Source organism: Paractinoplanes atraurantiacus (assembly GCF_900215205.1).
Lineage (GTDB): Bacteria > Actinomycetota > Actinomycetes > Mycobacteriales > Micromonosporaceae > Actinoplanes > Actinoplanes atraurantiacus.
Genome location: NZ_OBDY01000011.1, coordinates 138,104 through 163,517, shown reverse-complemented (window position 1 = coordinate 163,517; position 25,414 = coordinate 138,104). Strand labels below are relative to the sequence as shown.

Sequence of the window (25,414 nt, the reverse complement as noted above, 5' to 3'; positions counted from 1 at the left end):
GATTACCGGGCGTAGAACTCGACTACGAGCTGCTCGTCGCACTGGACGCGGATCTCGGAGCGCTGGGGGATGCTGATCACCGTGGTGCGCAGGTCCTCCAGCACCGTGGACAGGTAGGGCGGGGTCGGGCCGTCGACGTGGGCGCCGGCCGCGGCGATCTGGAACGGCGGCTTCTGCCGGCTGCTCTCGCGCACCTCGACGACCTGGCCCGGCTTGAGCCGGTAGCCGGGGCGGTCGACCTTCTTGCCGTCCACGGTGAAGTGGCCGTGCACGACGAGCTGGCGGGCCTGGTAGACCGTGCGGGCCAGGCCGGCGCGGGTCACCACGGCGTCCAGGCGGCGCTCGAGCAGGCTGACCATGGTCTCGCCGGTCTTGCCCTCGGCCCGGTGGGCGTCGTCGTAGGCGCGGCGCATCTGCGCCTCGCTGATGTTGTACTGGTGCCGCAGGCGCTGCTTCTCGAGCAGACGGACCTGGTAGTCCGAGGCCTTGCGACGGCTACGGCCGTGCACACCCGGCGGGAAGGGCCGCTTCTCGAAGTACTTCACGCACTTCGGCGTCAGAGGGATGCCGAGCGCCCGAGAGAGCTTGGCCTTGGGTCGGGAGTTGTTCATGAAGTCTCCGGAGTCACTTGCGCTTGAGGCCCTGTTTCCTAAACCCGTTTGTTACGGTTAGCCTCACCTTACTAAGGCAAGCCTAACCGGTGCCCGGAGGTCCACACCATGCAGCCCACTCACGCCGAAGTAGCGCGCACGCTCGCCGCCGGCCACCTGCCCGGCGTCGCGCACATCGCGTGCCGCCCGGGTCCCCTGCCCGTGCGGCACGTCACCGACGCGAACGGCCGTGTGCTGCTGCTGTCGCCGCGTGACGGCGCCCTCGCCGCGGCCCTCAAGCCGCAGGAGGGCAACGACGACACCGCGATGGTGCTCGACATCTCCGACGTGCCGCCGATGGCCGGCTCACCCGCCATCGGCCGGGTGTGGATCTCCGGCTGGGCCACGCTGCTCGAAGGGGGCGCGGAGCGGGCGGCCACGCTCGACTACGCCGACATCGACGCCTCGGGCGACCTGCTCGATGTCGGCGACGGCCAGGTCATCCACCGGCTGGACGTGGCCGAGGTGCGCTACGAGCGCAACGAGAACCTGGTCGACGTCGACGTGGACGACTGGGCCGAGGCCACGCCCGACCCGCTCTGCCGCATCGAGTTCGACCTGATCGCCGACCTGATCGACCACCACGAGGCCGAGATGAGCGCCTACGTGCGCCGCCAGCTCGGCTCGACGTTCCAGCCCAAGGCCGAGCCCCAGGTCGTACGGATGGACCGGTACGGCTTCATGGTCCGCCTCGACGACAAGCTGGCCCGTCTCGCCTTCCCGCGCCCGGTCAGCGACCGCCACGATCTGGCTCACCTGCTGCACCCGGTGTTGTGCCACCGCTGCGGAGACTGAGATCGAGCGGCTCGGTAAGGAAACGCTGGACGTTCGGGCCGATCATGGCCGCCAGCAGCGCGGGATCGGCACTGGCCAGCGGCTCGATCCGCAGCACGTAGCGGGTCACCATGAGGCCGGCGATCTGCGTGGCGACCAGCGCCGAGCGCATAGGTGCCTCCCGCTGGTCGGCGACGAGCTCGCTGACCGCCCGGCGCAGGATCTGCGTGACCACGAACTCGCGCAGCAGCCGCGCGGTCCACTCGTTGCTCAGCGCCGAACGGAAGACCGCGAGGGCGGCCGCGCCGGCCGGCGAGTCCCACACCGACAGCGCCATCCGCACCAGCCGCTCGCCGGCCTGCTCACGAGGCCCGGCCAGGGCCTGCGGGATCAGCTCGCCGGGGTTGATCGGCGCGTTCAGGGCGGCCAGGAACAGCTTCTCCTTGGTGCCGAAGTAGTGGTGCACCAGCGCCGGGTCGACGCCGGCGCCGGCCGCGATGGAGCGGATCGACGCCTTGTCGAACCCCTTCTCGGCGAAGGACGACCGGGCGGCCTCCAAGATGGACGCACGGGTGTCCTGATTGCCGGGACGCCGCCCGCTCCTGCGTACCAACAAAGCTCCTAAGCAGTCCGCCGTCGCAGGGTCGCGGCGGCCAGGACGAGCGCGACCACGGCCGCCCCCGCGACGATCACCAGATCCCACCACATCTCGCTGGTCGGCTCGGCGAACTGCCCGACCTGCAGGAGCGCGTCGACCGCGTACGTCAGCGGCAGCGCGTTGCTGATCGCCTCGAGCCAGCCGGCCATCTGCTCCCGCGGCACGAACAGCCCGCACAGCAGGATCTGCGGCACGACGACCACCGGAAGGAACTGTACGGCCTGGAACTCCGTACGGGCGAAGGCACTGCAGAACAACCCCAGGGCCACTCCGAGTACGGCGTTGAGCACGGCGACCACCACGACGAGCCCGGCGCTGCCCATGGTCGTCAGGCCGAGCAGCCAGTACGCCGCGCCGGTCGCGACCACCCCCTGGACGGCGGCGGCCAGGCTGAACGCCAGCCCGTACCCGAAAAGCAGGTCGAGTTTGCCCATCGGAGTGGTCAGCAGCCGCTCCAGGGTGCCGGTGGTCCGCTCGCGCAGCATCGCGATGCTGGTCACCAGAAACATGATCACGAACGGGAAGATGCCGAGCATGGTCAGCGCGATCCGGTCGAAAGTGTTCCCCGCGCCGTCGTACATGAAATAGATCAGCGCCAGCAGAAGCACCGGCACCACGATGAGCAGCGCCACCGTCCGCCGGTCGTGCCGCAGCTGCCGCAGGATCCGCTGAGTCGTCGCCAGAAGGATCATGCTGAGCCTCCTCTGGCATGCCCTCCTGGCCCTACACCCGCTGCGCTCGCTCCGGTGCAGTCGGTCATGCCGTCACCTGCTCCCGGATGCGCCGCAGGAAAGCCTCTTCGAGGTCGTCGGTCCCGGCCCGCTCCCGGATCGCGGCCGGGGTGTCGTCGCCGATCAGCCGCCCCTCGCGGATCAGCAGGAGCCGGTCGCAGCGCCCGGCCTCGTCCATGACATGACTGGACACGAGCAGTGTCGTCCCCGCTTTGGCGAGGGCGTGGAACTTCGCCCACAGGTCGGCCCGCAGCAGCGGATCGAGCCCGACCGTCGGCTCGTCGAGCACCAGCAGCCGCGGCGTCCCGATCAGCGCACAGGCCAGCGAGGCCCGGCTGCGCTGCCCGCCGGAGAGATTGCCGACCAGCTGCCCGGCCGCCTCTTTCAGCCCCACGTCGTCGATGGCCCGCTCGGCCTCGGGCGCGCCCAGCCCGTAGAGAGCGGCGAAGTACCGCACGTTCTCCCGCACGGTCAGGTCGGCGTAGACACTCGGCGCCTGCGTCACGTAGCCGACCGTGCGCCGCAGCTCCGCGCTCCCGGCCGGCTCCCCGAACACGGTCACCGACCCCGACTTGACGATCTGCACACCGACGATCGCCCTGATCAGCGTCGTCTTGCCACTGCCGCTGGGCCCGAGCAGCCCGGTCACCTGCCCGGTCGGAACCGTGCAGGTGATCCCCCGCAGCACCTCCCGCTTCCCTCGCTCGACCACCAGGTCCTTCACTTCGATCCCCTGTCCAACCACCCCGCCACCGCCCTTGATCTGACTGAAGGCTCTTCTCGCCTCCGTCGATTTCATCACCCGATGAGTTCAACGCTAGATGAATTCCGTGGCCGCGTAAATGACAAAAAGCCGCCACCCTCTCGCGAGGGCGGCGGCTTCGTCCGGAATGTGTCAGAGAGCCAGGATGCGGTCCAGGAACTCGCGGTAGCCGCGCATGGCCATGCGCATGCTCTCGGTGTCGGGGCTCTTGTTGCCGCGCAGCGGGTCGAGCTCGTCGCGCTCGGCCAGCAGGGCCTCGGTGAGCTCGTTGACCGCGTCGGTGAGCAGGTCGTGGGCCCGGGTCAGGGCGGTCTCGGGGTCGTCGACGAACTCGGCCTTCACCTCGTGCCAGGCGGCGCGGAAGTGGCGGACGGCGTCCTCGTCCCAGAACGCGATGTTGCCCTCGGCCACGTCGCCCGGGCGCAGCGGCGCGTCCTCCGGCTTCTCGTCCTCGGGCTCCTCGGGGGCGGCCCGGCGGCCGCGGCGGGCCGGCTCGGCGTCCTCGAGGCTGGCCGAGCGGCGCGGCAGCGGGGCCGGCTCCTCGTCCTCGACGGTCTTGGCGGTCAGGTCGCCGCTGAAGGTCACCGGCGACTTCGAGGGCGGTGCGGCCGGCACCGGGATGCTGGCCGAGGCCGCGCGCGGCGCCGGAACGCCGGAGACCGGGCCGGCCTCGGGGTCGGGCAGCGCCGGCGTGTAGGACGCCGGCTCGCCGTAGTTGCCGCCGAAGCCGAGGCTGGAGGAGCCCAGCCCTGTCGAGCCCAGGCCGTCGGGCCGCAACCCCGCCGAGCCCGTGTTCGCAGAGCCCAGGCCGTTGGAGCCCAGGCCGGTGGAGCCCGTGTTCGTGGAGCCCAGGCCGTTGGAGCCCGTGTTCGTGGAGCCCAGGCCGGTGGAGCCCAGGCTGTTGGAACCCGCGCCGTTGGAGCCGGGGTTGTTGGAGCCCGTGCCGTTCGCGCTCGGTCCCGTCGCGCTCGGTCCCGTCGAGCCCAGCGCCGGCGAGACCGGTGCCGAGGAGACCGGCGCGCCCGAGACGGGCGCCCCGGAGACCGGCGCGCCCGAGGTCGGGGTGACCGTCGGGTGCTTGGAGGTGGGCACGGACGCCCAGCCGGTGGCCCCGCCGGGGCCGGAGACGGGGGCCGACCCGTTCTCGCCCGTCGCCGGGATGCGTCCGTTCATGTCATCACGCCCGTTCTCGTCGTTCTCGTCCGCCTGCTCGGGGCCATCCACAGTAGAGGCATGGCCGTTCGCCTCCCCGTGGCTGTGCCCGTTGAGGCCGGCGGGGCGCGGCTCGAGCGGGTTGCGCCCGCCGAACAGCATCCGGCCGTTGCGGCCGCCGAGACCGAAACCGCCGAACGTGGCGGGGTCGCGGTCCCAGGGGTTGGCCCGAGCGGACTCTACGGCCGCGGCGGCGCCGTCCTCGCGCTCGCCGGCCTCGGAGTGATCAGTATCCCGATCGGGCAGGCCGTGCTGACCACCGGGAACGGGCAGCGGCGGTCGCGCCGACGGCACGCCGGACTCGGGCCGGGCCGACGGGATCGGCCCCGGGCCGGAGGAGGCCGGCGCCTTGGGTCCCTCGGCCGGGGTGTCCCGCTCGGCGCGCTCGTTGCGCTCGTCGGGGGTGGCCGACGCGACGGGCGAGCCGGGAGTCTCCGACGACCGGCGGGAGCCGAGGGCGACCATCTCGGTTTCACTCGAAAGGGTGGCCGGCGACTCGGCCGCGTCGGGCGTGGTGGCCTCGTCCTCCCCTTCGCGGTGCACCGGCCAGAAGCGGGCCAGGCCGCGGTTCGACCGAGCGTTGTCGGGGCTGGACGTCGGCTCCATTGCTTGCGGACTCCCGTCGAACTGTGCGTGCCGCCCTTCCAAGCAGGTGGGCAGATGCGCCCTGGCTGGGCGCGGCGCACGACGACGGTACCGTTCCCCGCCGCCCGGCACATCCCCTGTGCCCGGATCGTGGGCCGCGTCGTGGCGGGTAAAAGGCTGTTCGGCCGATGGGGGAGAATCGTCGTCGTGGCAGTCACGACCGATCTCGACCCGGCCATCGCGGCCCGGCTCAAGCGCACCCCCGACGGCCTCGTCGCGGCGATCGTGCGCGAGCACGGCACCGGCGACGTCCTCATGCTCGCGTGGATGGACGACGAGGCGCTGCATCGCACGCTGACCACCGGCCGCGCCACCTATTGGTCGCGCAGCCGCCAGGAGTACTGGGTCAAGGGCGCCACCTCCGGCCACCACCAGTTCGTCAAGAGCGTGGCCCTCGACTGCGACGGTGACGCCCTGCTGGTGACCGTCGAGCAGACCGGCGCCGCCTGCCACACCGGAGAGCACACGTGCTTCTTCGACGAGCTTCCGGTGAGCTCGTCGTGACCAGCGGAGCGGTCTCTCCCAGCGAAGCCGACTTCCTGCGCTCCGACCGGCGGGTCGTCCCGGTCACCCGGCGCCTGCTGGCCGACGGCGAGACGCCGGTCGGCGTCTACACCAAGCTGGCCGGCGGCCCCGGCACCTTCCTGCTGGAGTCGGCCGAGCAGGGCGCCGGCCCGTCCGGCGCGGCCTGGTCGCGATATTCGTTCGTCGGTGTCCGGAGCGCGGCCACCCTGGTCGAGCGCGCGGGTGAGGCGCACTGGCTCGGTGCGCCGCCCGCCGGCGTACCCCTCAATGGTGATCCTGTTCTTGCCCTGCGGGAGACGGTCGCCGCGCTGGCCGACGGCCCGGCGCCCGGCGATCTGCCTCCGCTGACCGGCGGCATGGTCGGCTATCTCAGCTACGACCTCGTGCGCCGCTTCGAGCGGCTGCCCCGCACGGCGAGCGACGATCTGCCGCTGCCCGAGCTCGGCATGATGCTGGCGACCGACCTGGTCGTGCTCGACCACTACGACGGCTCGGCCATCCTGGTCGCCAACGCGGTGCTGGCCGAGGACGCCTCCGAGGCCGACCGCCGCGCCGCCTATCACCAGGCGGTGGGCCGGCTCGACGCGATGACGACGGCGCTGTCCCGGCCGACCCCGCCCATGATCTCCACCGTGGAGCGCCGCCCGGCGGGGGAGCCGGTCAGCCGTACGGCCCCCGGTGAATATCAGAAGGCCGTCGAGGAGGCCAAGGAGGCGATCCGGGCCGGCGAGTGCTTCCAGATCGTGGTGGCCCAGCGCTTCGAGCGCCCGACCGACGCCAACCCGCTCGACGTCTACCGGGTGCTGCGGGCGACCAACCCGAGCCCGTACATGTACCTGCTGCGCTTCGACGACTTCGACATCGTCGGCTCGTCGCCCGAGGCCCACCTGAAGGTCAGCGCCGACGAGGAGGGCACCCGGCGCGCGCTGCTGCACCCGATCGCCGGCACCCGCTGGCGTGGCGCCACCCCCGAGCAGGACAACGCGCTCGCGGCCGAGCTGCTGGCCGACCCCAAGGAGCGCTCCGAGCACGTCATGCTGGTCGACCTGGGCCGCAACGACCTGGGCCGGGTCTGCAAGCCGGGCACGGTCGAGGTGCCGGAGTTCGCCCGCATCGAGCGCTACAGCCACGTCATGCACATCGTCTCGACCGTCACCGGCGAGCTCCGCGACGATCAGAGCGCCTTCGACGCGCTGGCCGCGACGTTCCCGGCGGGCACGCTGTCGGGCGCGCCCAAGGTCCGCGCCATGGAGATCATCGAGTCGCTGGAGCCCACCCGCCGCGGCCTGTACGGCGGGACGGTCGGATATTTCGGATTCGCCGGCGACATGGACATGGCCATCGCGATCCGTACGGCCCTGCTCAAGGACGGCACGGCGTACGTGGGAGCCGGCGCCGGCATCGTGGCCGACTCCGACCCGGCGGCCGAGGAGCAGGAGACGCGCAACAAGGCGGCGGCGGTGCTGGCCGCGATCGCTTCAGCAGAGACCCTGCGCGCCGCGCGATGAACCACCGCCGCTCCTACCTGCTGACCCTGATCGCCTGTCTGGCCGGTGCCGGAATAGCCGCGTACGGCGCCACGCGCACGTGGTCGCTCGACGTGGCTCACCGGCCGGGAATGTCCGATGTGCGCACTCCGCGGACCGGCGCCGACCTGGAGCCCTGGATGATCGGCCTGGCCCTGGTCGCCCTGGCCGGCACGGGTGCGCTGCTGGCCACGCACGGCTGGGTGCGGCGTGCCGTCGGCGTCCTGCTGACGCTGGCCGGCCTCGGCGTCATCGCGGGCGCGCTGGCCGGCCGCCTCGGCCTGGACGTGGGCGAGGCCGGCTCGGGCGCGACGTTCTGGCCGATCGCCTGCGCCGTGGGCGGCGCGATCATCGCGGCCGGCGGCCTCACTGCCGCGCGTCAGGGCCATCTGTGGCCACGCATGTCGGCCCGGTACGAACGTAAACCGGCCCAGCCGCACTCGCCGGAACCGGGAAGCACCCCCGGCCCGCTGGCCCCGGCCGCCCTCACATCGGACGAAACCCCCGTCGATCCCCGTACGGCCTGGGACGCCCTCGACCGCGGCGACGACCCCACTTCCTGACCTTGCTTCACCGGGGACGCGCTCTCGACCGCGACGACCATCCAGTTGGGCCTGATGACGGCCGGCGGCTCACAACGGCAGCGTGGCCCGAAATCTCCGGATTTTCCGGGCAGGCCTTCAGGCGGAGGGCGCGCGGGGCCACTGCGCGGGAGGTGGGATGCCCCGTGCGGGTGATCTTGGGAGAGATGGGTCAGGCGGTTTTGGCGAGGGGGCGCGACGGGGCGCGGCGCGGGGTGGGCTGCGGGGCCGGGACGGCGCGGCGGGCGACCATGGCGGCGACCTCGCGGCTCAGCTCGGCTCGGGCCTCGTGGCGGGCGCGGTCTTCCAAGGTGGCGGCCCAGGCGTTGTCGCGGGCCGTGCGGACCCTGCCGGGGCCGATCACCACCCGCTGGAGGCCGGCGAAGAGGTCGGCGGCGGCGGAGACCAGAGCGCGGGGGGTGTCGGCGAAGCCGGCATCGGTCCGGGTGGCTGCCACGGGATTACTCCACATCGCTGGAAGACATCGACACGAGGCGCGTCGGGGGGCGCCCGAACCAGTTTGCCTCGTCCTCATCATGGCCGGACCGTATTTCCGGAGCGTGACGCTCGCGTCAACGCGCCGTGGGATCCACCGATCAGATGAGGTGCCGCAGCCCAGCGGCCCGCGGCGGCCGTGACCCATGTGACAGAAGTGACACACCGCCGTTGATCAGGCCGCATTATGCCCGAGCCCATCTCGTGAGGCGTGCCATACCCCGGGGGGCCTTGCGCGACCGCGACCTCCTAGCATCGGGCGGAGGACACCCGGAGAGGGGAGTCATTACGTGACATCCGATCAGCAGACGGAAGCGGGCACTGGCGGGCCGCAGAACGTGCTGGAGGAGATCCTCGCAGGAGTGCGCGAGGACGTGGCGGCACGGCAGAAGCAGGTGCCGCTGGAGCAGGTTCGCGAGTTGGCAGCGGCGGCGCCACCGGCGATCGACGCTTACGCGGCGTTGCGTAAGCCGGGCGTGGCGGTGATCGCCGAGGTGAAGCGGTCGTCGCCCTCCAAGGGGGCGCTGGCCGAGATCCCCGACCCCGCCGAGTTGGCGGGGGAGTACGCGGCGGGTGGCGCCCGCGTCATCAGCGTGCTCACCGAGGGCCGGTGGTTCGGCGGTTCGCTCGACGATCTGAGGGCGGTTCGCGCCTCCGTTCAGATCCCGGTGCTCCGCAAGGACTTCGTGATCTCGTCCTATCAGGTGCACGAGGCGCGGGCCCACGGCGCCGACGTGGTGCTGCTCATCGTGGCCGCCCTCGAGCAGAACGTGCTCATGGGCTTGCTCGAGCGCATCGAGTCGCTGGGCATGACCGCCCTCGTCGAGGTGCACAACGAGGAGGAGGCCGACCGGGCCCTCGAGGCGAACGCCAAGGTCATCGGGGTCAACGCCCGTGACCTGCGCACGCTGCAGGTGGACCGGTCCGTCTTCGAGCGCATCGCGCCGGGGCTGCCCAACAATGTCGTCAAGATCGCCGAGTCGGGGGTGCGGGGACCGCACGACCTGATCCGGTACGCGTCGGCCGGTGCCGACGCCGTGCTGGTCGGCGAGGGCCTGGTGACCCAGAAGAGCCCGCGCGACGCCGTGGCCGAGCTGGTCAACGCCGGCAACCACCCGGCGACACCACGGCCGGTGCGATGAGCGACCGGAGGGAGCGAATCATCAGGCTCAGTGCGCTTGTGCCTCATGGCGGTTCGGAGCGAAGCGGAGAACCGACATGAGCGCGCCCTCGTTGCCGGACCTGGCCGGGCACTTCGGCCGGTACGGCGGGCGGTTCGTGCCCGAGGCGCTGGTGCGGGCGCTGGACGAGCTCGACGCGGCCTACCGGTCGGCCAAGACCGACCCGGTGTTCCAGGCCGAGTTCGAGAGCCTCCTGGTCAACTACGCCGGGGTGCCCTCGCTGCTGTACCGGGCGGAGCGCCTGTCGGCCGCGGTCGGCGCCGAGATCCTGCTCAAGCGGGAGGATCTCAACCACACCGGCGCCCACAAGGTGCGCAACGTGCTGGGGCAGGCCCTGCTGGCCAAGCGGATGGGCAAGCCGCGGGTGATCGCCGAGACCGGCGCCGGCCAGCACGGCGTGGCCTCCGCGACGGCGGCCGCCCTGCTCGACCTCGAGTGCGTCGTCTACATGGGCGAGACCGACACCGAGCGGCAGGCGCTGAACGTGGCCCGCATGCGCATGCTCGGCGCCACCGTCATCCCGGTGACGAACGGCTCGCGCACGCTCAAGGACGCGCTCAACGAGGCCCTGCGCGACTGGGTGGCCAGCGTCGACTCGACGCACTACCTGCTCGGCACGGCGGCCGGCCCGCACCCGTTCCCCGAGATCGTCCGCGATTTCGTGGGCGGCATCGGTATCGAGGCCCGGGCGCAGTGCTTCGAGCTGACCGGCCGGCTGCCCGACGCGGTGGCGGCCTGTGTGGGCGGCGGCTCGAACGCGATCGGCATCTTCCACGCCTTCGTGCCGGACGAGTCGGTCGAGCTCTACGGCTTCGAGGCGGGCGGCGACGGCGTCGAGACCGGCCGGCACGCCGCGTCGATCACCGGCGGCTCGTCGGGTGTGCTGCACGGCGCCCGGACGTACGTGCTGCAGGACGACGACGGCCAGACGGTCGAGTCGCACTCGATCTCGGCCGGCCTGGACTACCCGGGCGTCGGCCCGGAGCACGCCTGGCTGCACGACACGGGCCGGGCCACGTACGAGCCGGTGACCGACGCCGAGGCGATGGCCGCGTTCCACCTGCTCTGCCGCACCGAGGGCATCATCCCGGCCATCGAGAGCGCGCACGCGCTGGCCGGCGCCGCCCGGATCGCCCCGCGGCTGCGGGCCGAGCTGGGCCGCACGCCGACCATCGTGGTCAACCTGTCCGGCCGCGGCGACAAGGACGTGCACACCGCGGGCGCGTACTTCGGCATTCTCGACCCGGTCGAGACGATCGTTCCGGGGGAGCAGGAGTAATGAGCATCGCTGACGTCTTCGCCAAGGCGAAGGCCGAGAACCGGTCGGTTCTGATCGGCTGCATGCCGGCCGGCTTCCCGACCGTCGAGGACAGCATCGCCTCGATGATCGCGATGCACGAGGCCGGCTGCGACGTCATCGAGGTCGAGCTGCCGTACTCGGACCCGGTCATGGACGGCCCGGTCATCCAGAAGGCCAGCGACATCGCGCTCGCGGCCGGGGTCCGTACCCGCGACACCCTGAAGATCATCGAGGCGGTTGCCCGTACGGGCGCTCCGGTCGTCCTGATGACCTATTGGAACCCCATCGAGAAGTACGGGGTGAACGCGTTCGCCCGTGATCTCGCGGCGGCCGGCGCCACCGGCATGATCACGCCGGACCTGATCCCGGACGAGGCGGCCGAGTGGATCGCGGCCTCCGACGAGCACCGCATCGACCGCACCTTCCTGGTCTCGCCGTCGTCGACCGACGAGCGGATCGCGATGACGGTCGCGCAGTGCCGCGGTTTCGTCTACGCCACCGCGCTGATGGGCGTCACCGGCGCCCGCACCTCGGTGTCGTCGCAGGCGCCGGAGCTGGTCGACCGGGTGCGGCACGCCGACCCGCACATGCCGGTCGGTGTCGGCCTGGGCGTCGGCAACGGGGCGCAGGCGGCCGAGGTCGCCGGCTTCGCGGACGGGGTGATCGTGGGCAGTGCGCTGATCCGCAGCGTGCTCGAGGCGCCCGATCGCGCTACGGGTCTGTCCCGGCTGCGTACGCTCAGTGCCGAACTCGCCGAGGGCGTGCGCAACCCGCGAAACTAGGCGCGCCCTGAGCACCCGGCCCGCAGACTTCGACGGTAGCGTGTGCAACCGTGATTACCGCCGCGATCCCGAGTCCGACGACGTCGGTCTGGCATGTGCTGGGCCTGCCCGTGCGGGCGTACGCGCTCTGCATCGTGCTGGGCATCGTCGCCGCCCTCTACATCCTGGAATACCGGATGCGCAGCCGCGGCGTGGCCCGCTGGGCCTCGCTCGACATCGCGGTGTGGGCGGTGCCGTTCGGCATCGTCGGCGCCCGCATATATCACCTGATCACGTCGCCGCAGGACTACTTCGGCGCCGGCGGTGACCCGATCCGGGCCTTCTACATCTGGGAGGGCGGCCTCGGCATCTGGGGCGCGGTGATCGGCGGCGCGCTCGGCGCGTACATCGGCTGCCGCCAGCTCGGCCTGCCGTTCGCGCTGGTCGCCGACTCGCTGGCGGTGGGCCTGCCGGTGGCTCAGGGCATCGGCCGGCTCGGCAACTGGTTCAACAACGAGCTGTACGGCAAGGTCACCACGCTGCCGTGGGGTCTCGAGGTCCACGACATGGACCGGTCCAATCCCGGTCATGCGACGGTGATCGACGGGCAGGCGGTCACGCTGCCCGACCTCTACCATCCGACGTTCCTGTACGAGTTGATCTGGGACCTGGGTGTCGCGCTGCTGGTGTGGCTGGCCGACCGCAAGTTCAAGTTCGGCCGGGGCCGGGCCTTCGCGCTGTACGTGATGGCGTACACGGCCGGCCGGGCCTGGATCGAGATGCTGCGGGTCGACGAGGCCAACCACTTCTTCGGCGTACGGCTGAACGTGTTCACCGCGATCGTCCTGTTCCTGCTGGCGCTCATCTACTTCCTGGTGGTCCGCGGCCCCCGGGCCTACGTGGTGCCGGACGACGCCCCCGAGACGCTGCCCGAGCCGGCCGCCGGAAGCGATGTCAGCCAGGTCGACGTGACCGGCGACGGCGAGCAGCCGGCCCGCGCGCCGAAGGGCTACCAGGTCGTCAGCCACCATCGCTTCGAGGAATATCGCAAGACCGGGATCCTGCCACCGGAGACGCCGCAGGACATGGCCGAGGAGATCGCGGCCGGCGGGCACCCGCTGGAGCCGGCCGATCCGGCCGGGCCCGCCGGCGTCGGTGAGGCGGTCCTGGCCACCGGGGCCGCGGCCGGCACGGGCCCTGACGGGTCCTCCGGCGGCGACGTCGACGTGGAGACGCAGCGCAAGAACGACGAGCGCTAAACCGGACGGCAGCCTCACGAAGTGAGTCGATCTAAGGGCGGCGGTGGGGTGGTCGGACGGGCGGTCGTGGTGGGCGCCGGGATGGCCGGGCTGGCCTCGGCCGGTGCCCTCTCCCGCTCCGGCTGGCGGGTGACTCTGCTGGAGCGGGCCGAGCGGGTCGCGGCTCCGCCCACAGCCCTGGTGCTGTGGCCGAACGGCCGTCGCGCCCTGGAGGCGCTCGACCCGTCCGGCGGCTGGTCGTCGATCGCGTCCCCGCTGCCCGACGGCGGCGTCCGCCGCCCCGACGGCCAATGGCTGGTCACCCCGCGCGGGCGTGCCGGTTCGGGCCCGGCGCCGGCCGCGGTGCGCCTGGAGGACCTGTACGACGTGCTGATCGCCGGCCTCGGCGACTACGTGCAGATGCGGACCGGCTTCGCCGTGACCACGATTCGCACCGGCCCCGGCCTGCGCCCCTCGGTCAGCGACGGCCGCACGACGATCGAGGCCGACCTGGTCGTGGCGGCCGACGGCATTGACAGCTGCGTGCGGCGGGCTCTGGCGCCCGAGGCGGCGGCGGTGGGTTCCGGCTTCGCCGACTGGCAGGCCGTGGTGCCCGCCTACCGGTTGTCGTCCGAGCACACGACCGGCGGGGAGACCCTGGGCGCCGGCTACCGCTTCATCTCGATACCGCTCGGCGTTGGGAAGGGCGTCTACTGGGTGGCGACCGCGGCCGGCGCCCCACGGCCCGAGTCGCCGGCCACCCAGCTTGAGCTGCTGCGCCGCTGGTTCGCCGGCTGGCCGGAACCGGTCGGCGAGCTCCTGGCCGCCACCAGCCCCGAGGACCTGGTGCCGCACGAGGTGCGTGAGCTGAGGCCGCTGCCCCGCGCGTACGGCTTCCCGTCCGGTCCCGGCGGCGTCGTGCTGCTGGGCGACGCCGCCCACGCCATGCCCCACCACCTGGGCCAGGGCGCCTGCCTGGCCTTCGAGGACGCGGCCACGCTGGCCGCCCTCGTCTCGGACGCCCCGCCCGGCCCGGATCTGGTGGCCGCGATCGAGATGTACTGCCGTCTGCGCCGCCCCCGCACCACCAGCGTGGTCCGCCAGACCCGCCGCATGTCGGCCGTGGTCCAGGCCCGCGGCCGCCTGGCCCTGCGCGCCCGCGACGCCGCCCTGAATCACATGCGCCCCCGGATGATGGCCCCCACCCCGGACTGGTCACCCCCGGACTGACCGTCCCGCGCCGCTGTCCCGCGCCGCTGAGGCCGCGCTGTTGGGGCCGCTGGGCCGGGCCGCTCTCACGGGCGGCTCGGGGCGGGGCTGAGCACCACCACGGCCGTCTCACGGCCGCGCCGGGCGGCGAAAGCGTCCAGGTCGCCGTAGCCGGTGTAGTCGTGCAGGGCCGCCCACAAGCGCTCGCGCTCGGCGCCGGTGGCCTCGTGGGCGGTCACCGGACGGAAGCTGCCGCCGGCCAGGTCGACTGTCGCCTCGGGGTGGGCCTTCAGGTTGTGCCACCAGGCCGGGTCGGCCGGGTCCCAGCCGTTCATGGCCAGGGTGACGAGGCGGTCGCCGTCCTCGATGTAGCCGAGCACGACGGCGCGGGGACGGCCGGAGCGGCGGCCGACCGTGTGCAGCCGCAGGAAGCCGAACTTGCCGCCGGGCGTCGGCGTGGACAGGCCGACCCGGTCGCGGCTGACCCGCAGCAGGGCTTTGTGCGCCACCCAGGCGCTGCGGACGAACCATCTCGGAGGGAGGGTCGCGGTCATCGCCGTACTCCGTTCTCTACGGTGTAGGTCTACGCCGTAGAGTAAACTCTACGGCGTAGGAGAACAAGTACGATTCAGTTCGTGCCACGACGCGCAGGAACCTCGACCCGCTCCTCGGCCCGACTGTCCAAGGAGGGGATCGTCGCGGCCGCCGTCGAGCTGGCCGACCGCGACGGGCTCGACGGCCTGAGCATGCGGCGCCTCGCCCAGCATCTCGGCGTCGACGCGATGTCGATCTATTACCACCTGCGCGACAAGGACGCCCTGCTCGCCGCGATGGCCGACGCCGTGGTCTCCGGGATCGCCGCCGAGGAGTCGGAGGGCGCCTGGACCGACCGGCTGCGCGCCCTGATCATGCGGGCGCGGGCCACGATGCTGAGACATCCTTGGGCCGTACGGGTCATCGAGGGCCGCGGCGAGCCGACACCGGCCGTGCTGCTGCACATCGAACGCGTGCTGGCGATCATGCGGGGCGGCGGCTGCTCGGTCGATCTCGGCCACCACGCCATCCACCTGCTCGGCAGCCGCATCCTCGGCTTCAGCCAGGACCTGTTCGACGACACCCCCGACCCGTCCGCCCCGCCGCCTCCGGCCGAGTGGGCCGAGACCCTGCCCCACGTGGCCGAGCTGGCCGCCGCCGTCACCCACGACGGCCCGCTCAGCGGCTGCGACGACGAGTTCGAGTTCGCCTTCGCCCTCGACCTGCTGCTGGACGGCCTGGAACGCCGCCGCTCAGCCGACGTCGGTGGTGACGGCTAGCTCGCGGCCCGCCTCGACGTCTTCGGTGAGGGCGGCGATCCGCGCCTTGGCCAGGCCGTACGAGTCCGAGCCGAGCAGCTGGTGCAGCGGGGTCTTCTCCTGGGCGGCGACAGCGATGATGGCGGCGGCCGCCTTGGCCGGGTCGCCGAGCTGGGTGCCGGGCATCGCCAGGTGCGCGGCCGTCATCTCGCGGATCGCCGGGTAGCCGTCCGCCGTGCTCGTGGGCAGGCCGATCGACGGCGTACGGAGGAAATCGGTCCTCATGTATCCCGGCTCGACGAGGGTGACCCGGACGCCGAAGTCGGCGACCTCGGCCGCCAGCGACTCGGTGAGGCCTTCCAGGGCGTACTTGCCGGCGCAGTAGAGGCCCCAGCCTCCAAAGGCGGTCAGGCCCAGGATCGACGAGACGTTGACGATGTGGCCGGCGCGGCGTGCGCGCAACGACGGCAGGACGGCCCGCAGCACGTTCCACACGCCGAAGACCTGCACGTCGAACATCTGCCGGGCCTCGGCGTCGCTGACCTCCTCGACGGCGGCCAGGAACCCGTAGCCGGCGTTGTTGACGACCACGTCGATGTCGCCGGCCGCTTCGACCGCCCGCTTGACCTGCTCCTCGTCCGCGAGGTCGACGGCCAGGGCCTGGAGCCGGCTGGTGTCGGCGCCGTCGAGGCCGGCGAGGAGCCGCTCGGGGGAGCGGGTGGTCGCCGTGACCGTGTCGCCGCGCTCCAGGAGCTGCCGGACCAGCTCGAGGCCGAGTCCGCGGGAGGCGCCGGTGATGAACCAGGTGTTTGTCATGTCCTCCACGCTCGCCGCGGCGGCGGCCCGCGGACAGGCTCGGCCAGGTCCAGCCGTACCGGGGAACGCCATGCCCACCCAGACCCTGTCGGTCCGCCATTCATGGCGAGATCATGGAGGGCGTGGCAGCCCTGGGCGAGTTCCTCCGCACGTGCCGTACCGGCATGAGTCCCGCCGCGGCCGGCATCACCGAGGCCCCGTCCGGTCGCCGGGTCCGCGGCCTGCGCCGCGAGGAGGTGGCCCAGTTGGCCGGCGTCAGCGTCGACTACTACACGCGCCTCGAGCAGGGCCGGCACACCAGCCCGTCCGACTCCGTGATCGACGCCCTGAGCCGCGTCTTCCAGCTCGACGCGGCCGCCCGGGCCCACCTGGCCGACCTGGCCCGCCCGCCCCGGCACCGCCCCGACCCGCTCCCGCCGCAGCGGGTCCGCCCCGCGATGCAGCAGCTGATCGCCTCGATGACCGACCATCCGGCGTTCATCGTGGGCCGCCGCACCGACGTGCTGGCCTCGAACGCCCTGGCCCGCGCCCTGCTCACCGACTGGACCCGGCTGCCACCCCGCCACCGCAACTACACGCGCTGGGTCTTCCTCGACCCGCAGGCCCGCGAGGTCTTCCTGGACTGGCCGGCCGTGGCCGCCGACGTGGTCGGCACGCTGCGCTTCTACGCCGGCCGCCACCCGGACGACCCGCGCCTGGCCGAGCTGGTCGGAGAGTTGACCATCAAAAGCGCCGATTTCCGTACGTGGTGGAACGCCCACCAGGTCCACGAGCGCACCCACGGCACCAAACACATGACCCACCCCGCGGTGGGCCCGATCACCCTGCGCTACGAGGCCCTGTCCCTGCCGGGCGACCCCGACCAGACCTTGTTCCTCTACACCACCGACCCCGGCTCCCGCTCGGCCGACAACCTGCGCCTGCTCGCCCTGATGGCTGTTCCCTCCGTCGCGGGATCCTCGGACCGGCTCGAGCGTGGCTAAGGTGCGCGGCATGAGCGTGGGCGGCTTGGGGGAAGAGTCACACGACGGCCGGGAGGATGCGCTGGCGGCGCGTATGCGGCAGAGGCGGGCGGCTCTGCTCATGGCCGCGTACCGGAAGGGCCGGCCGAGCGCCGAGCGTGCCGCGGATCGGGAGCTGATCGACCGACGCTGCGGGGCACCGCATGGTGATGTTCCGCGTGAGCGGCGGCAGCTAGCTTGAGTGGCACAGCGCCGGCCTGCCGGTGTTGCAGGACAGCCCGGAAGCGGCGACGGGAGGCCGGGACGGCAGATGCCGGTCCCTGCGGCGGGGGCCTTCGCTAATTCCGTACCTCTGAAGTCATTGCACTCCGAAGACCCGGTGCCCGACCGCGATGGACTCGCCGGAGATGGTGGCGGCGAAGGTGGAGCAGAGGAAGGTGACGAGGGCGGCGACCTGCTCGGGGGTCGACTCGCCGCCGGTGGCGGGGGCGGTCGCCGGGGAAGGGTCGGCGGTGACTATGCCGGGGTTGACGACGTTGATGGTGACGCCGGTGCCCGAGTACGCGTCGGCCAGGGCCTTGGACGCGGTGATGACGGCCTGGTTGCGGACGGCGCCGGTCACCGATTTCGTCAGGTGGGCGTTCTGGCCGCTGATGTTGACCACGCGGCCGAAGCCGGAGTCGCGCATGCGGGGCAGGACCGCGTCCATGACGCGCAGGTAGCCGCCGGCCTTGGCGTCCAGGGCGGAGAGGATCTGCGACGGCTCGCGGTCACGGGACGGGTCCATGGTGTGCGCGGGCGGCGCGGCCGCGTTGACCAGGATGTCGACGGTGCCCAGGCGCTCCACCACGGCCCGGACCGACGCCGGGTCGGCGGTGTCGACGGTCAGGCAGGCCACCTCGTCGTCGAGCCTGTGGGCGGCGTCGGCCAGGCGGGACTCGTCGCGGGCGGCCAGCACGACGCGGACGTCCTCCGCCAGCAGGGCGGCGGCGACGGCCCGGCCCAGCAGGCCGCTGCCGCCGACGATCAGCGCGGTGCGGCCGGCGATTCCGAGGTCCATGGTCGTTCCCTTCTCTACAGCGGCGCGGCCGCGGGCTCGGCGATGCAGGCGGTGCCCACGCGGCGGAACCCCACCTTTGTATAGAGGCGCGCCACGTCGTCGTCGCCCGCGGAAAGGAATACCAGGTCGACGCCGGCGGTCAGCGCGCGGCGGGCCAGCGACGCGGTGAGCTGCGACGCGTACCCGCGGCCCCGAGCCGAGGGGAGGGTGGCGACGCCGGCGATCTCGGCCACATCACCGGAACGCATGAGGGTGCCGGTGGCCAGGATTCCCTCGTTCGGGGACTCGACCACGGCGATGGAGTAGTCGCCCGAGTCGACCTGCCGCCGGTCGAGATCGATCTGGGCCTGGCTCACACCGCTGCCGGGGGCGCCGGCGAACGCGTGCTGGGCCACCGCGCGGGCCGCGAACACCTCGGCGTCGAAGCGGTCGGAGGACGGATCGAGGAAGTGGATGGCGCCGCCGGCCACCGGCAGGTCGGGCACCAGCGCGGCCGCCTCGAGCACCAGCAGCGGGGCCAGCAGCACGCCCAGGCCGGCCGAGCGGGCCACGGCCAGCAGGTCGGGAGTGGTCTCGTGGACCCACTCGAAGGCCTCGGGCAGCCCCAGGTCGCGTTGCCGCTGACGAACGGCAGTAATATCAGCGGCGGAAGGGGTGTCCGCTCCGATGATGGGCCGGGCATAGTAGGGCCAGCCCTCGCCCTCGCGGACGAACAACACAAGTCCGCCGAAATCCTCGGCCCGTGCGTAGGGTCGGGGAAGGGCGTCGTAAAACCGCTCGAGCCTGACGAAGACGTCGGTATCCTGTAGCGCCACCGCGCGAGACTACCCAATGTGCATAGAGGTACGGCTACCCGATTGTGCCGAGAAGGTGGATTCGCCCCACACGAAGTGTGATCCATCTGAACTGGCGGAGATCGGCCCCCCTTAACGTAGACTCTAGAGACTTTGCAGGGCCGACGTCGTCCCGACCTTGATACGTAACACCAGTGACGACAGGAGGCCCGGTGGCATTTCCGCACCCCCAGGGGCTTTATGACCCCTCCACCGAACGCGACGCGTGCGGTGTGGCCTTCGTTGCCGATCTCTACGGCCGGCGCTCCCACGACGTGGTCGCCAAGGGCCTGTCCGCGCTGATCCGCCTCGACCACCGGGGGGCGCGAGGCGCCGAGTACAACACCGGCGACGGCGCCGGCATCATGATCCAGGTTCCGGACGAGTTCTACCGCGCGATCGCCGGCTTCGAGCTGCCGCCCGCCGGTGAATACGTGACCGGCCTGGTCTTCCTGCCGAACGACGCCGCCGCGCGTGCCCGCGCGATCAAGATCGTCGAGAAGTACGCCCTGGTCGAGGGCGGCGAGATCCTCGGCTGGCGCGACGTGCCGGTGCGCCCGGACGGGCTCGGCCAGACCGCCGAGGACGCCCGGCCCGCCATCCGGCAGGTGTTCCTCTCGGCCCACCGGCTCTCCGACGACGTGCGGCTGAGCGGCATCGAGCTCGACCGGGTCGCCTTCACCATCCGCAAGCAGGCCGAGCGGGAGACCTCCCAGCGCGGCGTCGGCGCGTACTTCCCGTCGCTGTCCTCGCGGACCATCACCTACAAGGGCATGCTCACCCCCGACCAGCTGCCGGAGTTCTTCCCCGACCTGCTCGACGACCGGGTGTCCAGCGCGATCGCCCTGGTGCACAGCCGCTTCGCCACCAACACGTTCCCGGCCTGGCCGCTGGCCCACCCGTACCGCTTCATCGCCCACAACGGCGAGATCAACACGATCCGCGGCAACAAGAACTGGATGGCCGCCCGCGAGGCGCTGCTGCAGTCCAAGACCCTGCCCGGCAACATCAAGCGGCTGTTCCCGATCAACACGCCCGAGGCGTCCGACTCGGCCAGCTTCGACGAGGTCCTGGAGCTGCTGCACCTGTCCGGCCGCAGCCTGCCCCACGCGATGCTGATGATGATCCCCGAGGCGTGGGAGAACGACCCGGGCATGGAGCCGAAGCGGCGCGCGTTCTACCGCTTCCACGCCAGCCTGATGGAGCCGTGGGACGGCCCGGCCAGCGTCGCCTTCACCGACGGCACCATCATCGGCGCCGTGCTCGACCGCAACGGCCTGCGCCCCGGCCGCTGGTGGCACACCTCCGACGGCCTGGTCGTGCTCGGCTCCGAGGCCGGCGTGCTCGACCTCGACCCGGCCACGGTGGTCGCCAAGGGCCGCCTCCAGCCGGGCAAGATGTTCCTGGTCGACACCGAGGCCGGCCGCATCGTGCACGACGACGAGATCAAGGCCGAGCTGGCCGCCGCCGAGCCGTACGAGGAGTGGCTGCACGCCGGCCTCATCCAGCTCGACGACCTGCCGCCGCGCGAGCACGTCATCTACACCCACGACTCGGTGACCCGCCGCCAGCAGGTGTTCGGCTACTCCGAGGAGGAGCTGAAGATCCTCATCGGGCCGATGGCCCGCACCGGGGCCGAGCCGCTGGGCTCGATGGGCACCGACACGCCGATCTCGCCGCTGTCGACCCGCCCGCGGCTGCTGTTCGACTACTTCCACCAGCTGTTCGCCCAGGTCACCAACCCGCCGCTGGACGCCATCCGCGAGGAGCTGGTGACCAGCCTGGCCACCACGATCGGCCCCGAGGCCAACCTGCTCGACCCGGGTCCGGCCTCCTGCCGGCAGATCGTGCTGCCCCACCCGATCATCGACAACGACGAGCTGGCCAAGCTGCTCTCGATCGACGAGGACGGCGACCTGCCGGGCTTCAAGGCGGTCCGGGTCTCCGGCCTCTACCCGCTGCGTGACGGCGCGGCCGGCATCAAGGCCCGGCTCACCCAGATCTGCCGGCACGTGTCGGAGGCGATCGAGGACGGCGTACGGATCCTGGTGCTCTCCGACCGCGACTCGAACGCCGACCTGGCGCCGATCCCGTCGCTGCTGCTCACCGCGGCGGTCCACCAGCACCTGGTCCGGGAGCAGACCCGCACCCAGGTGGCGCTGGTCGTTGAGTCCGGCGACTGCCGCGAGGTGCACCACGCGGCGGTGCTGATCGGCTACGGCGCGGCCGCGGTCAACCCGTACCTGGCCTTCGAGTCGGTCGACGACCTGATCGCGACCGGCCCGCTGGCCGGCCTGGACCCGAAGCTGGCGATCCGCAACTACGTCAAGGCGCTCGGCAAGGGCGTCCTGAAGATCATGTCGAAGATGGGCATCTCGACGGTGTCCTCGTACTGCGGCGCGCAGGTGTTCGAGGCCGTGGGCCTGGACAACAAGCTGCTCCAGCGCTACTTCGTCGGCACCAACGGGCGGATCGGCGGCTCGACCCTGGCCGACATCCACGCCGAGGTCAAGGCGCGCCACGAGAAGGCGTACCCGTCGAACCCGGCCGAGCGCACCCACCGGCGTCTCGAGGTCGGCGGGGAGTACCAGTGGCGCCGTGAGGGCGAGATCCACCTGTTCAACCCCGAGACCGTGTTCCTGCTTCAGCACGCGACGCGGTCCAAGCAGTACGACGTCTTCAAGAAATACACATCGAAGGTCGATGAGCTGGCCGCCGAGGCCGGATCGCTGCGCGGGCTCTTCTCGTTCAAGGACCGCACCCCGGTTCCTCTCGAAGAGGTCGAGCCGGCGTCGGAGATCGTGAAGCGGTTCGCCACCGGCGCCATGTCGTACGGGTCGATCTCGTCCGAGTCGCACGAGACCCTGGCCATCGCCATGAACCGTCTCGGCGGCAAGTCGAACACCGGTGAGGGCGGCGAGGACGTCGAGCGCCTCTACGACCCGGCCCGCCGCTCCGCGGTCAAGCAGATCGCCTCCGGCCGCTTCGGCGTGACCAGCGAATATCTGGTCAACGCGGACGACCTGCAGATCAAGATGGCGCAGGGCGCCAAGCCCGGCGAGGGTGGCCAGCTGCCCGGCAACAAGGTGTGGCCGTGGGTCGCCAAGACCCGGCACGCCACCCCGGGCGTCGGCCTGATCTCCCCGCCGCCGCACCACGACATCTACTCGATCGAAGACCTGGCCCAGCTCGTCCACGACCTGAAGAACGTGAACCCGCGCAGCCGCGTGCACGTCAAGCTGGTCAGCGAGATCGGCGTGGGCACGGTCGCGGCCGGCGTGGCCAAGCTCAAGGCCGACGTCATCCTGATCTCCGGTCACGACGGCGGCACCGGCGCGTCGCCGCTGAACTCGCTCAAGCACGCCGGCTCCCCGTGGGAGCTGGGCCTGGCCGAGGCGCAGCAGACCCTGCTGCTCAACAAGCTCCGCGACCGGGTCACCGTGCAGGTCGACGGCCAGCTCAAGACCGGCCGCGACGTGGTCGTGGCGGCGCTGCTGGGCGCCGAGGAGTTCGGCTTCGCCACCGCCCCGCTGATCGTCAGCGGCTGCATCATGATGCGCGTCTGCCACCTCGACACCTGCCCGGTCGGCATCGCCACCCAGAACCCGGTGCTGCGCGAGCGCTACACCGGCCGTCCCGAGTTCGTCGAGAACTTCTTCCTCTTCCTGGCCGAGGAGGTCCGCGGCTATCTGGCCGAGCTGGGCTTCCGCAGCATCGACGAGGCGATCGGGCACGCCGAGGTCCTCGACGTGCTGCCCGCGGTCGACCACTGGAAGGCCAAGGGCCTCGACCTGTCGCCGGTCCTGTTCGTGCCGGAGCTGCCGGAGGGCGCGTCCCGCCGCGGCATCGTCGCGCAGGACCACGGCCTGGACAAGGCGCTCGACAACAAGCTGATCGAGCTGGCTCAGCCGGCCCTGATCGACGGCCACGAGGTGCGGGCCGAGGTCGGCGTCCGCAACGACCACCGCAGCGTCGGCGCGATGCTCGGCGGCGAGGTGACCCGCCGGTACGGCGGGGCCGGGCTGCCCGAGAACACCATCGAGTTCACCCTGCGCGGCACCGGCGGGCAGTCGTTCGGCGCGTTCCTGCCCCGCGGCGTCACGCTGCGGCTGATCGGCGACACCAACGACTACGTGGCCAAGGGCCTGTCCGGCGGCCGGGTCATCGTGCGGCCGGCCGAGGACGCCCCGTTCGTGGCCGAGGAGCACATCATCGCCGGCAACACCATCCTGTACGGGGCCACGGCCGGCGAGGTGTTCCTGCGCGGCCGGGCCGGCGAGCGGTTCGCCGTGCGCAACTCGGGCGGCCAGGCCGTCGTCGAGGGCGTCGGCGACCACGGCTGCGAGTACATGACGGGCGGCACCGTGGTGGTGCTCGGCCCGACCGGGCGCAACTTCGCGGCCGGCATGAGCGGCGGCAAGGCGTTCGTGCTCGACCTGGCCCCGTCCAAGGTGAACCCGGAGCTGGTCGACCTCACCCCGCTGAACGCGGAGGAGGAGCAGACCGTGCGCGGCCTGGTCGAGAAGCACCTGGCCGAGACCGGCTCGGCGGTGGCCGAGCGGCTGCTGGCCGGCTGGGGCACCGCGGTGGCCCGCTTCACCGCGGTGGTGCCGCGCGACTACAAGCGCGTGATGGAACTGATCAGGACCGCCGAAGCCGCCGGTCGTAACGTCGACGAGGCGGTCATGGGGGTCAAGAGTGCCTGATCCGAACGGTTTCCTGCGCTACGAGCGGCAGCTGCCCAAGCGCCGCCCGGTGCCCGTCCGCATCCAGGACTGGCGTGAGGTCTACCCGCCGGCCGGCGAGGAGCTCATCCGCGACCAGGCCACCCGCTGCATGGACTGCGGCATCCCGTTCTGCCACGACGGCTGCCCGCTGGGCAACCGCATCCCGGACTGGAACGACCTGGTCCGCACCGGTGCGTGGGAGGCGGCGGCGGAGGCCCTGCACGCCACGAACAACTTCCCGGAGTTCACCGGCCGGCTCTGCCCCGCGCCCTGCGAGGCGGCCTGCGTGCTCGGCATCGCCGACGACCCGGTCACGATCAAGCAGGTCGAGGTGGAGATCGCCAACCACGCCTTCGACCTCGGTTACGTACGCCCGCAGCCCGCACCGCAGTCCTCGGGCAAGCGCGTCGCGATCGTCGGCTCGGGCCCGGCCGGCCTGGCCGCGGCCCAGCAGCTGGCCCGCGCCGGTCACGCGGTGACGGTCTACGAGCGCGACGACAAGATCGGCGGCCTGCTCCGCTACGGCATCCCCGACTTCAAGATCGAGAAGGATGTGGTGGACGCCCGCCTGGCCCAGATGGAGGCCGAGGGCGTCGTCTTCGAGACCGGCGTCGAGGTGGGCGTCGACATCACCGCCGACGACCTGCGCGAGCGTTTCGACGCGGTGCTGCTGGCGGCGGGCGCCCTGGCCGGCCGCGACGCGGCCGACACCCCCGGCCGGTCGCTGAACGGCGTGCACCTGGCCATGGAGCACCTCGTACCGGCCAACCGGGTCGTGGCGGGCCTGCAGGACAGCACCCCGATCGACGCCGCGGGCAAGCACGTGGTCATCATCGGCGGCGGCGACACCGGCGCCGACTGCCTGGGCGTGGCCCACCGGCAGGGCGCGGCCAACGTCATCCAGCTCGACCAGTACCCGCTGCCGCCCGAGGCGCGGGCCGGCGAGCTGCACCCGTGGCCGACGTGGCCGGTGATCCTGCGCAACTACCCGGCCCACGAGGAGGGCGGCGAGCGCGTCTTCGGCGTCGCGGTCCAGGAGTTCGTCGGCAACGACGAGGGCCGGCTGACCGCGGTCCGCATCGCCGAGGTGGTCGTCGAGCGCGTCAACGGCGTCCGCACGGTCACCACGACACCGGGCTCCGAGCGCGACCTGAAGGCCGACCTGGTGCTGCTGGCCATCGGCTTCGAGGGCACCGAGGAGCAGCCGCTGCTCTCGCAGTTCGGCATCACCCGCAACCGCCGGGGTGTGCTCGACGCCGACTCGCAGTGGCAGACGGAGGCGCCGGGCGTCTTCGTCGCGGGCGACATGCACCGAGGCGCCTCACTGATCGTGTGGGCGATCGCCGAGGGCCGCTCGGCCGCGTCGGCCATCCACAGCTACCTGGGCGCCGCCGGCGAGCTGCCGGCGCCGGTCCCCGCCGACGCTCAGCCGCTCAGCGTCTGAGTTCCGCTTCCCGCATCGGCCCGCCTGCTCG

The 25,414-nt window shown here is 72.0% G+C and carries 23 protein-coding genes; 13 read left to right on the top strand and 10 right to left on the bottom strand.

Annotation, left to right across the window (positions count from 1 at the left end; all coding sequences use genetic code 11):
* Positions 1-2: 2 nt before the first annotated feature.
* On the bottom strand, positions 3-611 hold the full coding sequence (gene rpsD / locus CRP55_RS24795; protein ID WP_097322514.1) for a 30S ribosomal protein S4: 609 nt from the start codon (positions 609-611) through the stop codon (positions 3-5).
* 108 nt (positions 612-719) lie between these two features.
* On the opposite strand from rpsD, the gene CRP55_RS24790 reads away from it, so the two are divergent.
* Positions 720-1,445 carry a DUF2470 domain-containing protein gene (locus CRP55_RS24790; protein WP_097322513.1) on the top strand — a complete coding sequence of 242 codons (726 nt, stop codon included), beginning with the start codon at positions 720-722 and terminating at the stop codon, positions 1,443-1,445.
* On the opposite strand, the gene CRP55_RS24785 is transcribed toward CRP55_RS24790, so the two are convergent.
* The 4 genes from CRP55_RS24785 to CRP55_RS24770 all read right to left on the bottom strand — a co-directional run bounded on the left by CRP55_RS24785 (position 1,381) and on the right by CRP55_RS24770 (position 5,394).
* A complete protein-coding gene (locus tag CRP55_RS24785) occupies positions 1,381-2,037 on the bottom strand; it encodes a TetR/AcrR family transcriptional regulator (RefSeq protein ID WP_097322616.1) in 657 nt (218 codons plus the stop codon). The two genes, CRP55_RS24790 and CRP55_RS24785, sit on opposite strands and share 65 nt — an antisense overlap.
* Positions 2,038-2,045: 8 nt before the next feature.
* Positions 2,046-2,774, bottom strand: a complete 729-nt coding sequence (locus CRP55_RS24780; RefSeq protein ID WP_097322512.1) for an ABC transporter permease — start codon at positions 2,772-2,774, stop codon at positions 2,046-2,048.
* Between the two features lie 64 nt (positions 2,775-2,838).
* The gene (locus CRP55_RS24775; protein ID WP_438865819.1) at positions 2,839-3,543 is read right to left on the bottom strand and encodes an ABC transporter ATP-binding protein; all 705 of its coding nucleotides are present in this window, start codon (positions 3,541-3,543) and stop codon (positions 2,839-2,841) included.
* Positions 3,544-3,708: 165 nt separating this feature from the next.
* The gene (locus tag CRP55_RS24770) at positions 3,709-5,394 is read right to left on the bottom strand and encodes a hypothetical protein (protein ID WP_097322510.1); all 1,686 of its coding nucleotides are present in this window, start codon (positions 5,392-5,394) and stop codon (positions 3,709-3,711) included.
* A gap of 186 nt (positions 5,395-5,580) precedes the next feature.
* Between CRP55_RS24770 and hisI the strand changes: the two genes are divergently transcribed.
* The 3 genes from hisI to CRP55_RS24755 are packed head-to-tail and all read left to right on the top strand — an operon-like array spanning position 5,581 to position 8,047.
* Entirely contained in the window at positions 5,581-5,937 is a 357-nt protein-coding gene (gene hisI, locus CRP55_RS24765) for a phosphoribosyl-AMP cyclohydrolase (RefSeq protein WP_097322509.1), read from the top strand.
* Positions 5,934-7,466: an anthranilate synthase component I gene (locus CRP55_RS24760; protein WP_097322508.1), complete on the top strand. Its 1,533-nt coding sequence runs from the start codon at positions 5,934-5,936 to the stop codon at positions 7,464-7,466. The genes hisI and CRP55_RS24760 overlap by 4 nt, the downstream gene beginning before the upstream one ends.
* A complete protein-coding gene (locus tag CRP55_RS24755; protein ID WP_097322507.1) occupies positions 7,463-8,047 on the top strand; it encodes a Trp biosynthesis-associated membrane protein in 585 nt (194 codons plus the stop codon). The genes CRP55_RS24760 and CRP55_RS24755 overlap by 4 nt, the downstream gene beginning before the upstream one ends.
* A gap of 190 nt (positions 8,048-8,237) precedes the next feature.
* On the opposite strand, the gene CRP55_RS24750 is transcribed toward CRP55_RS24755, so the two are convergent.
* The gene (locus CRP55_RS24750; RefSeq protein ID WP_179855325.1) at positions 8,238-8,522 is read right to left on the bottom strand and encodes a hypothetical protein; all 285 of its coding nucleotides are present in this window, start codon (positions 8,520-8,522) and stop codon (positions 8,238-8,240) included.
* Between the two features lie 376 nt (positions 8,523-8,898).
* Here CRP55_RS24750 and trpC point away from each other — a divergent pair, with 376 nt between their 5' ends.
* The 5 genes from trpC to CRP55_RS24725 all read left to right on the top strand — a co-directional run bounded on the left by trpC (position 8,899) and on the right by CRP55_RS24725 (position 14,270).
* Positions 8,899-9,702 (top strand): indole-3-glycerol phosphate synthase TrpC, encoded by an 804-nt coding sequence (trpC, locus tag CRP55_RS24745; RefSeq protein WP_097322506.1) that lies wholly within the window; start codon positions 8,899-8,901, stop codon positions 9,700-9,702.
* A 76-nt stretch (positions 9,703-9,778) separates the two neighbouring features.
* Complete coding sequence (gene trpB, locus CRP55_RS24740) at positions 9,779-11,020, top strand: tryptophan synthase subunit beta (RefSeq protein WP_097322505.1); 1,242 nt, start codon at positions 9,779-9,781, stop codon at positions 11,018-11,020.
* On the top strand, positions 11,020-11,823 hold the full coding sequence (trpA, locus tag CRP55_RS24735; RefSeq protein WP_097322504.1) for a tryptophan synthase subunit alpha: 804 nt from the start codon (positions 11,020-11,022) through the stop codon (positions 11,821-11,823). The genes trpB and trpA overlap by 1 nt, the downstream gene beginning before the upstream one ends.
* A 50-nt stretch (positions 11,824-11,873) precedes the next feature.
* Entirely contained in the window at positions 11,874-13,061 is a 1,188-nt protein-coding gene (gene lgt, locus CRP55_RS24730; protein ID WP_097322503.1) for a prolipoprotein diacylglyceryl transferase, read from the top strand.
* Between the two features lie 21 nt (positions 13,062-13,082).
* Positions 13,083-14,270 carry an FAD-dependent oxidoreductase gene (locus CRP55_RS24725; RefSeq protein WP_281260810.1) on the top strand — a complete coding sequence of 396 codons (1,188 nt, stop codon included), beginning with the start codon at positions 13,083-13,085 and terminating at the stop codon, positions 14,268-14,270.
* A 65-nt stretch (positions 14,271-14,335) separates the two neighbouring features.
* Here CRP55_RS24725 and CRP55_RS24720 read toward each other — a convergent pair whose 3' ends face one another.
* Positions 14,336-14,803 (bottom strand): nitroreductase/quinone reductase family protein, encoded by a 468-nt coding sequence (locus CRP55_RS24720; RefSeq protein ID WP_097322502.1) that lies wholly within the window; start codon positions 14,801-14,803, stop codon positions 14,336-14,338.
* Between the two features lie 81 nt (positions 14,804-14,884).
* Here CRP55_RS24720 and CRP55_RS24715 point away from each other — a divergent pair, with 81 nt between their 5' ends.
* Positions 14,885-15,562 carry a TetR/AcrR family transcriptional regulator gene (locus tag CRP55_RS24715; protein WP_097322501.1) on the top strand — a complete coding sequence of 226 codons (678 nt, stop codon included), beginning with the start codon at positions 14,885-14,887 and terminating at the stop codon, positions 15,560-15,562.
* Here the strand turns inward: CRP55_RS24715 and CRP55_RS24710 are convergent.
* A complete protein-coding gene (locus tag CRP55_RS24710; RefSeq protein ID WP_097322500.1) occupies positions 15,536-16,357 on the bottom strand; it encodes an SDR family NAD(P)-dependent oxidoreductase in 822 nt (273 codons plus the stop codon). The two genes, CRP55_RS24715 and CRP55_RS24710, sit on opposite strands and share 27 nt — an antisense overlap.
* 113 nt (positions 16,358-16,470) lie before the next feature.
* Between CRP55_RS24710 and CRP55_RS24705 the strand changes: the two genes are divergently transcribed.
* The gene (locus CRP55_RS24705; protein WP_097322499.1) at positions 16,471-17,340 is read left to right on the top strand and encodes a helix-turn-helix transcriptional regulator; all 870 of its coding nucleotides are present in this window, start codon (positions 16,471-16,473) and stop codon (positions 17,338-17,340) included.
* A 337-nt stretch (positions 17,341-17,677) separates the two neighbouring features.
* Here CRP55_RS24705 and CRP55_RS24695 read toward each other — a convergent pair whose 3' ends face one another.
* The gene (locus CRP55_RS24695; RefSeq protein WP_097322497.1) at positions 17,678-18,379 is read right to left on the bottom strand and encodes an SDR family NAD(P)-dependent oxidoreductase; all 702 of its coding nucleotides are present in this window, start codon (positions 18,377-18,379) and stop codon (positions 17,678-17,680) included.
* A 14-nt stretch (positions 18,380-18,393) separates the two neighbouring features.
* Entirely contained in the window at positions 18,394-19,194 is an 801-nt protein-coding gene (locus tag CRP55_RS24690) for a GNAT family N-acetyltransferase (protein ID WP_097322496.1), read from the bottom strand.
* A 191-nt stretch (positions 19,195-19,385) separates the two neighbouring features.
* On the opposite strand from CRP55_RS24690, the gene gltB reads away from it, so the two are divergent.
* A complete protein-coding gene (gltB, locus tag CRP55_RS24685; RefSeq protein WP_438865817.1) occupies positions 19,386-23,918 on the top strand; it encodes a glutamate synthase large subunit in 4,533 nt (1,510 codons plus the stop codon).
* Positions 23,911-25,383, top strand: coding sequence for a glutamate synthase subunit beta (locus tag CRP55_RS24680; protein WP_097322494.1), 1,473 nt, complete (start codon positions 23,911-23,913; stop codon positions 25,381-25,383). Before gltB ends, CRP55_RS24680 begins: the two co-directional genes overlap by 8 nt.
* The last annotated feature ends 31 nt before the right edge of the window (positions 25,384-25,414 follow it).

Coding starts and splice junctions, on each gene's coding strand:
- rpsD (WP_097322514.1), bottom strand. CDS start 611: ATGAACAACTCCCGACCCAAGGCCAAGCTCTCTCGGGCGCTCGGCATC.
- CRP55_RS24790 (WP_097322513.1), top strand. CDS start 720: ATGCAGCCCACTCACGCCGAAGTAGCGCGCACGCTCGCCGCCGGCCAC.
- CRP55_RS24780 (WP_097322512.1), bottom strand. CDS start 2,774: ATGATCCTTCTGGCGACGACTCAGCGGATCCTGCGGCAGCTGCGGCAC.
- CRP55_RS24770 (WP_097322510.1), bottom strand. CDS start 5,394: ATGGAGCCGACGTCCAGCCCCGACAACGCTCGGTCGAACCGCGGCCTG.
- CRP55_RS24755 (WP_097322507.1), top strand. CDS start 7,463: ATGAACCACCGCCGCTCCTACCTGCTGACCCTGATCGCCTGTCTGGCC.
- trpB (WP_097322505.1), top strand. CDS start 9,779: ATGAGCGCGCCCTCGTTGCCGGACCTGGCCGGGCACTTCGGCCGGTAC.
- trpA (WP_097322504.1), top strand. CDS start 11,020: ATGAGCATCGCTGACGTCTTCGCCAAGGCGAAGGCCGAGAACCGGTCG.
- CRP55_RS24720 (WP_097322502.1), bottom strand. CDS start 14,803: ATGACCGCGACCCTCCCTCCGAGATGGTTCGTCCGCAGCGCCTGGGTG.
- CRP55_RS24710 (WP_097322500.1), bottom strand. CDS start 16,357: ATGACAAACACCTGGTTCATCACCGGCGCCTCCCGCGGACTCGGCCTC.
- CRP55_RS24705 (WP_097322499.1), top strand. CDS start 16,471: ATGGAGGGCGTGGCAGCCCTGGGCGAGTTCCTCCGCACGTGCCGTACC.
- CRP55_RS24695 (WP_097322497.1), bottom strand. CDS start 18,379: ATGGACCTCGGAATCGCCGGCCGCACCGCGCTGATCGTCGGCGGCAGC.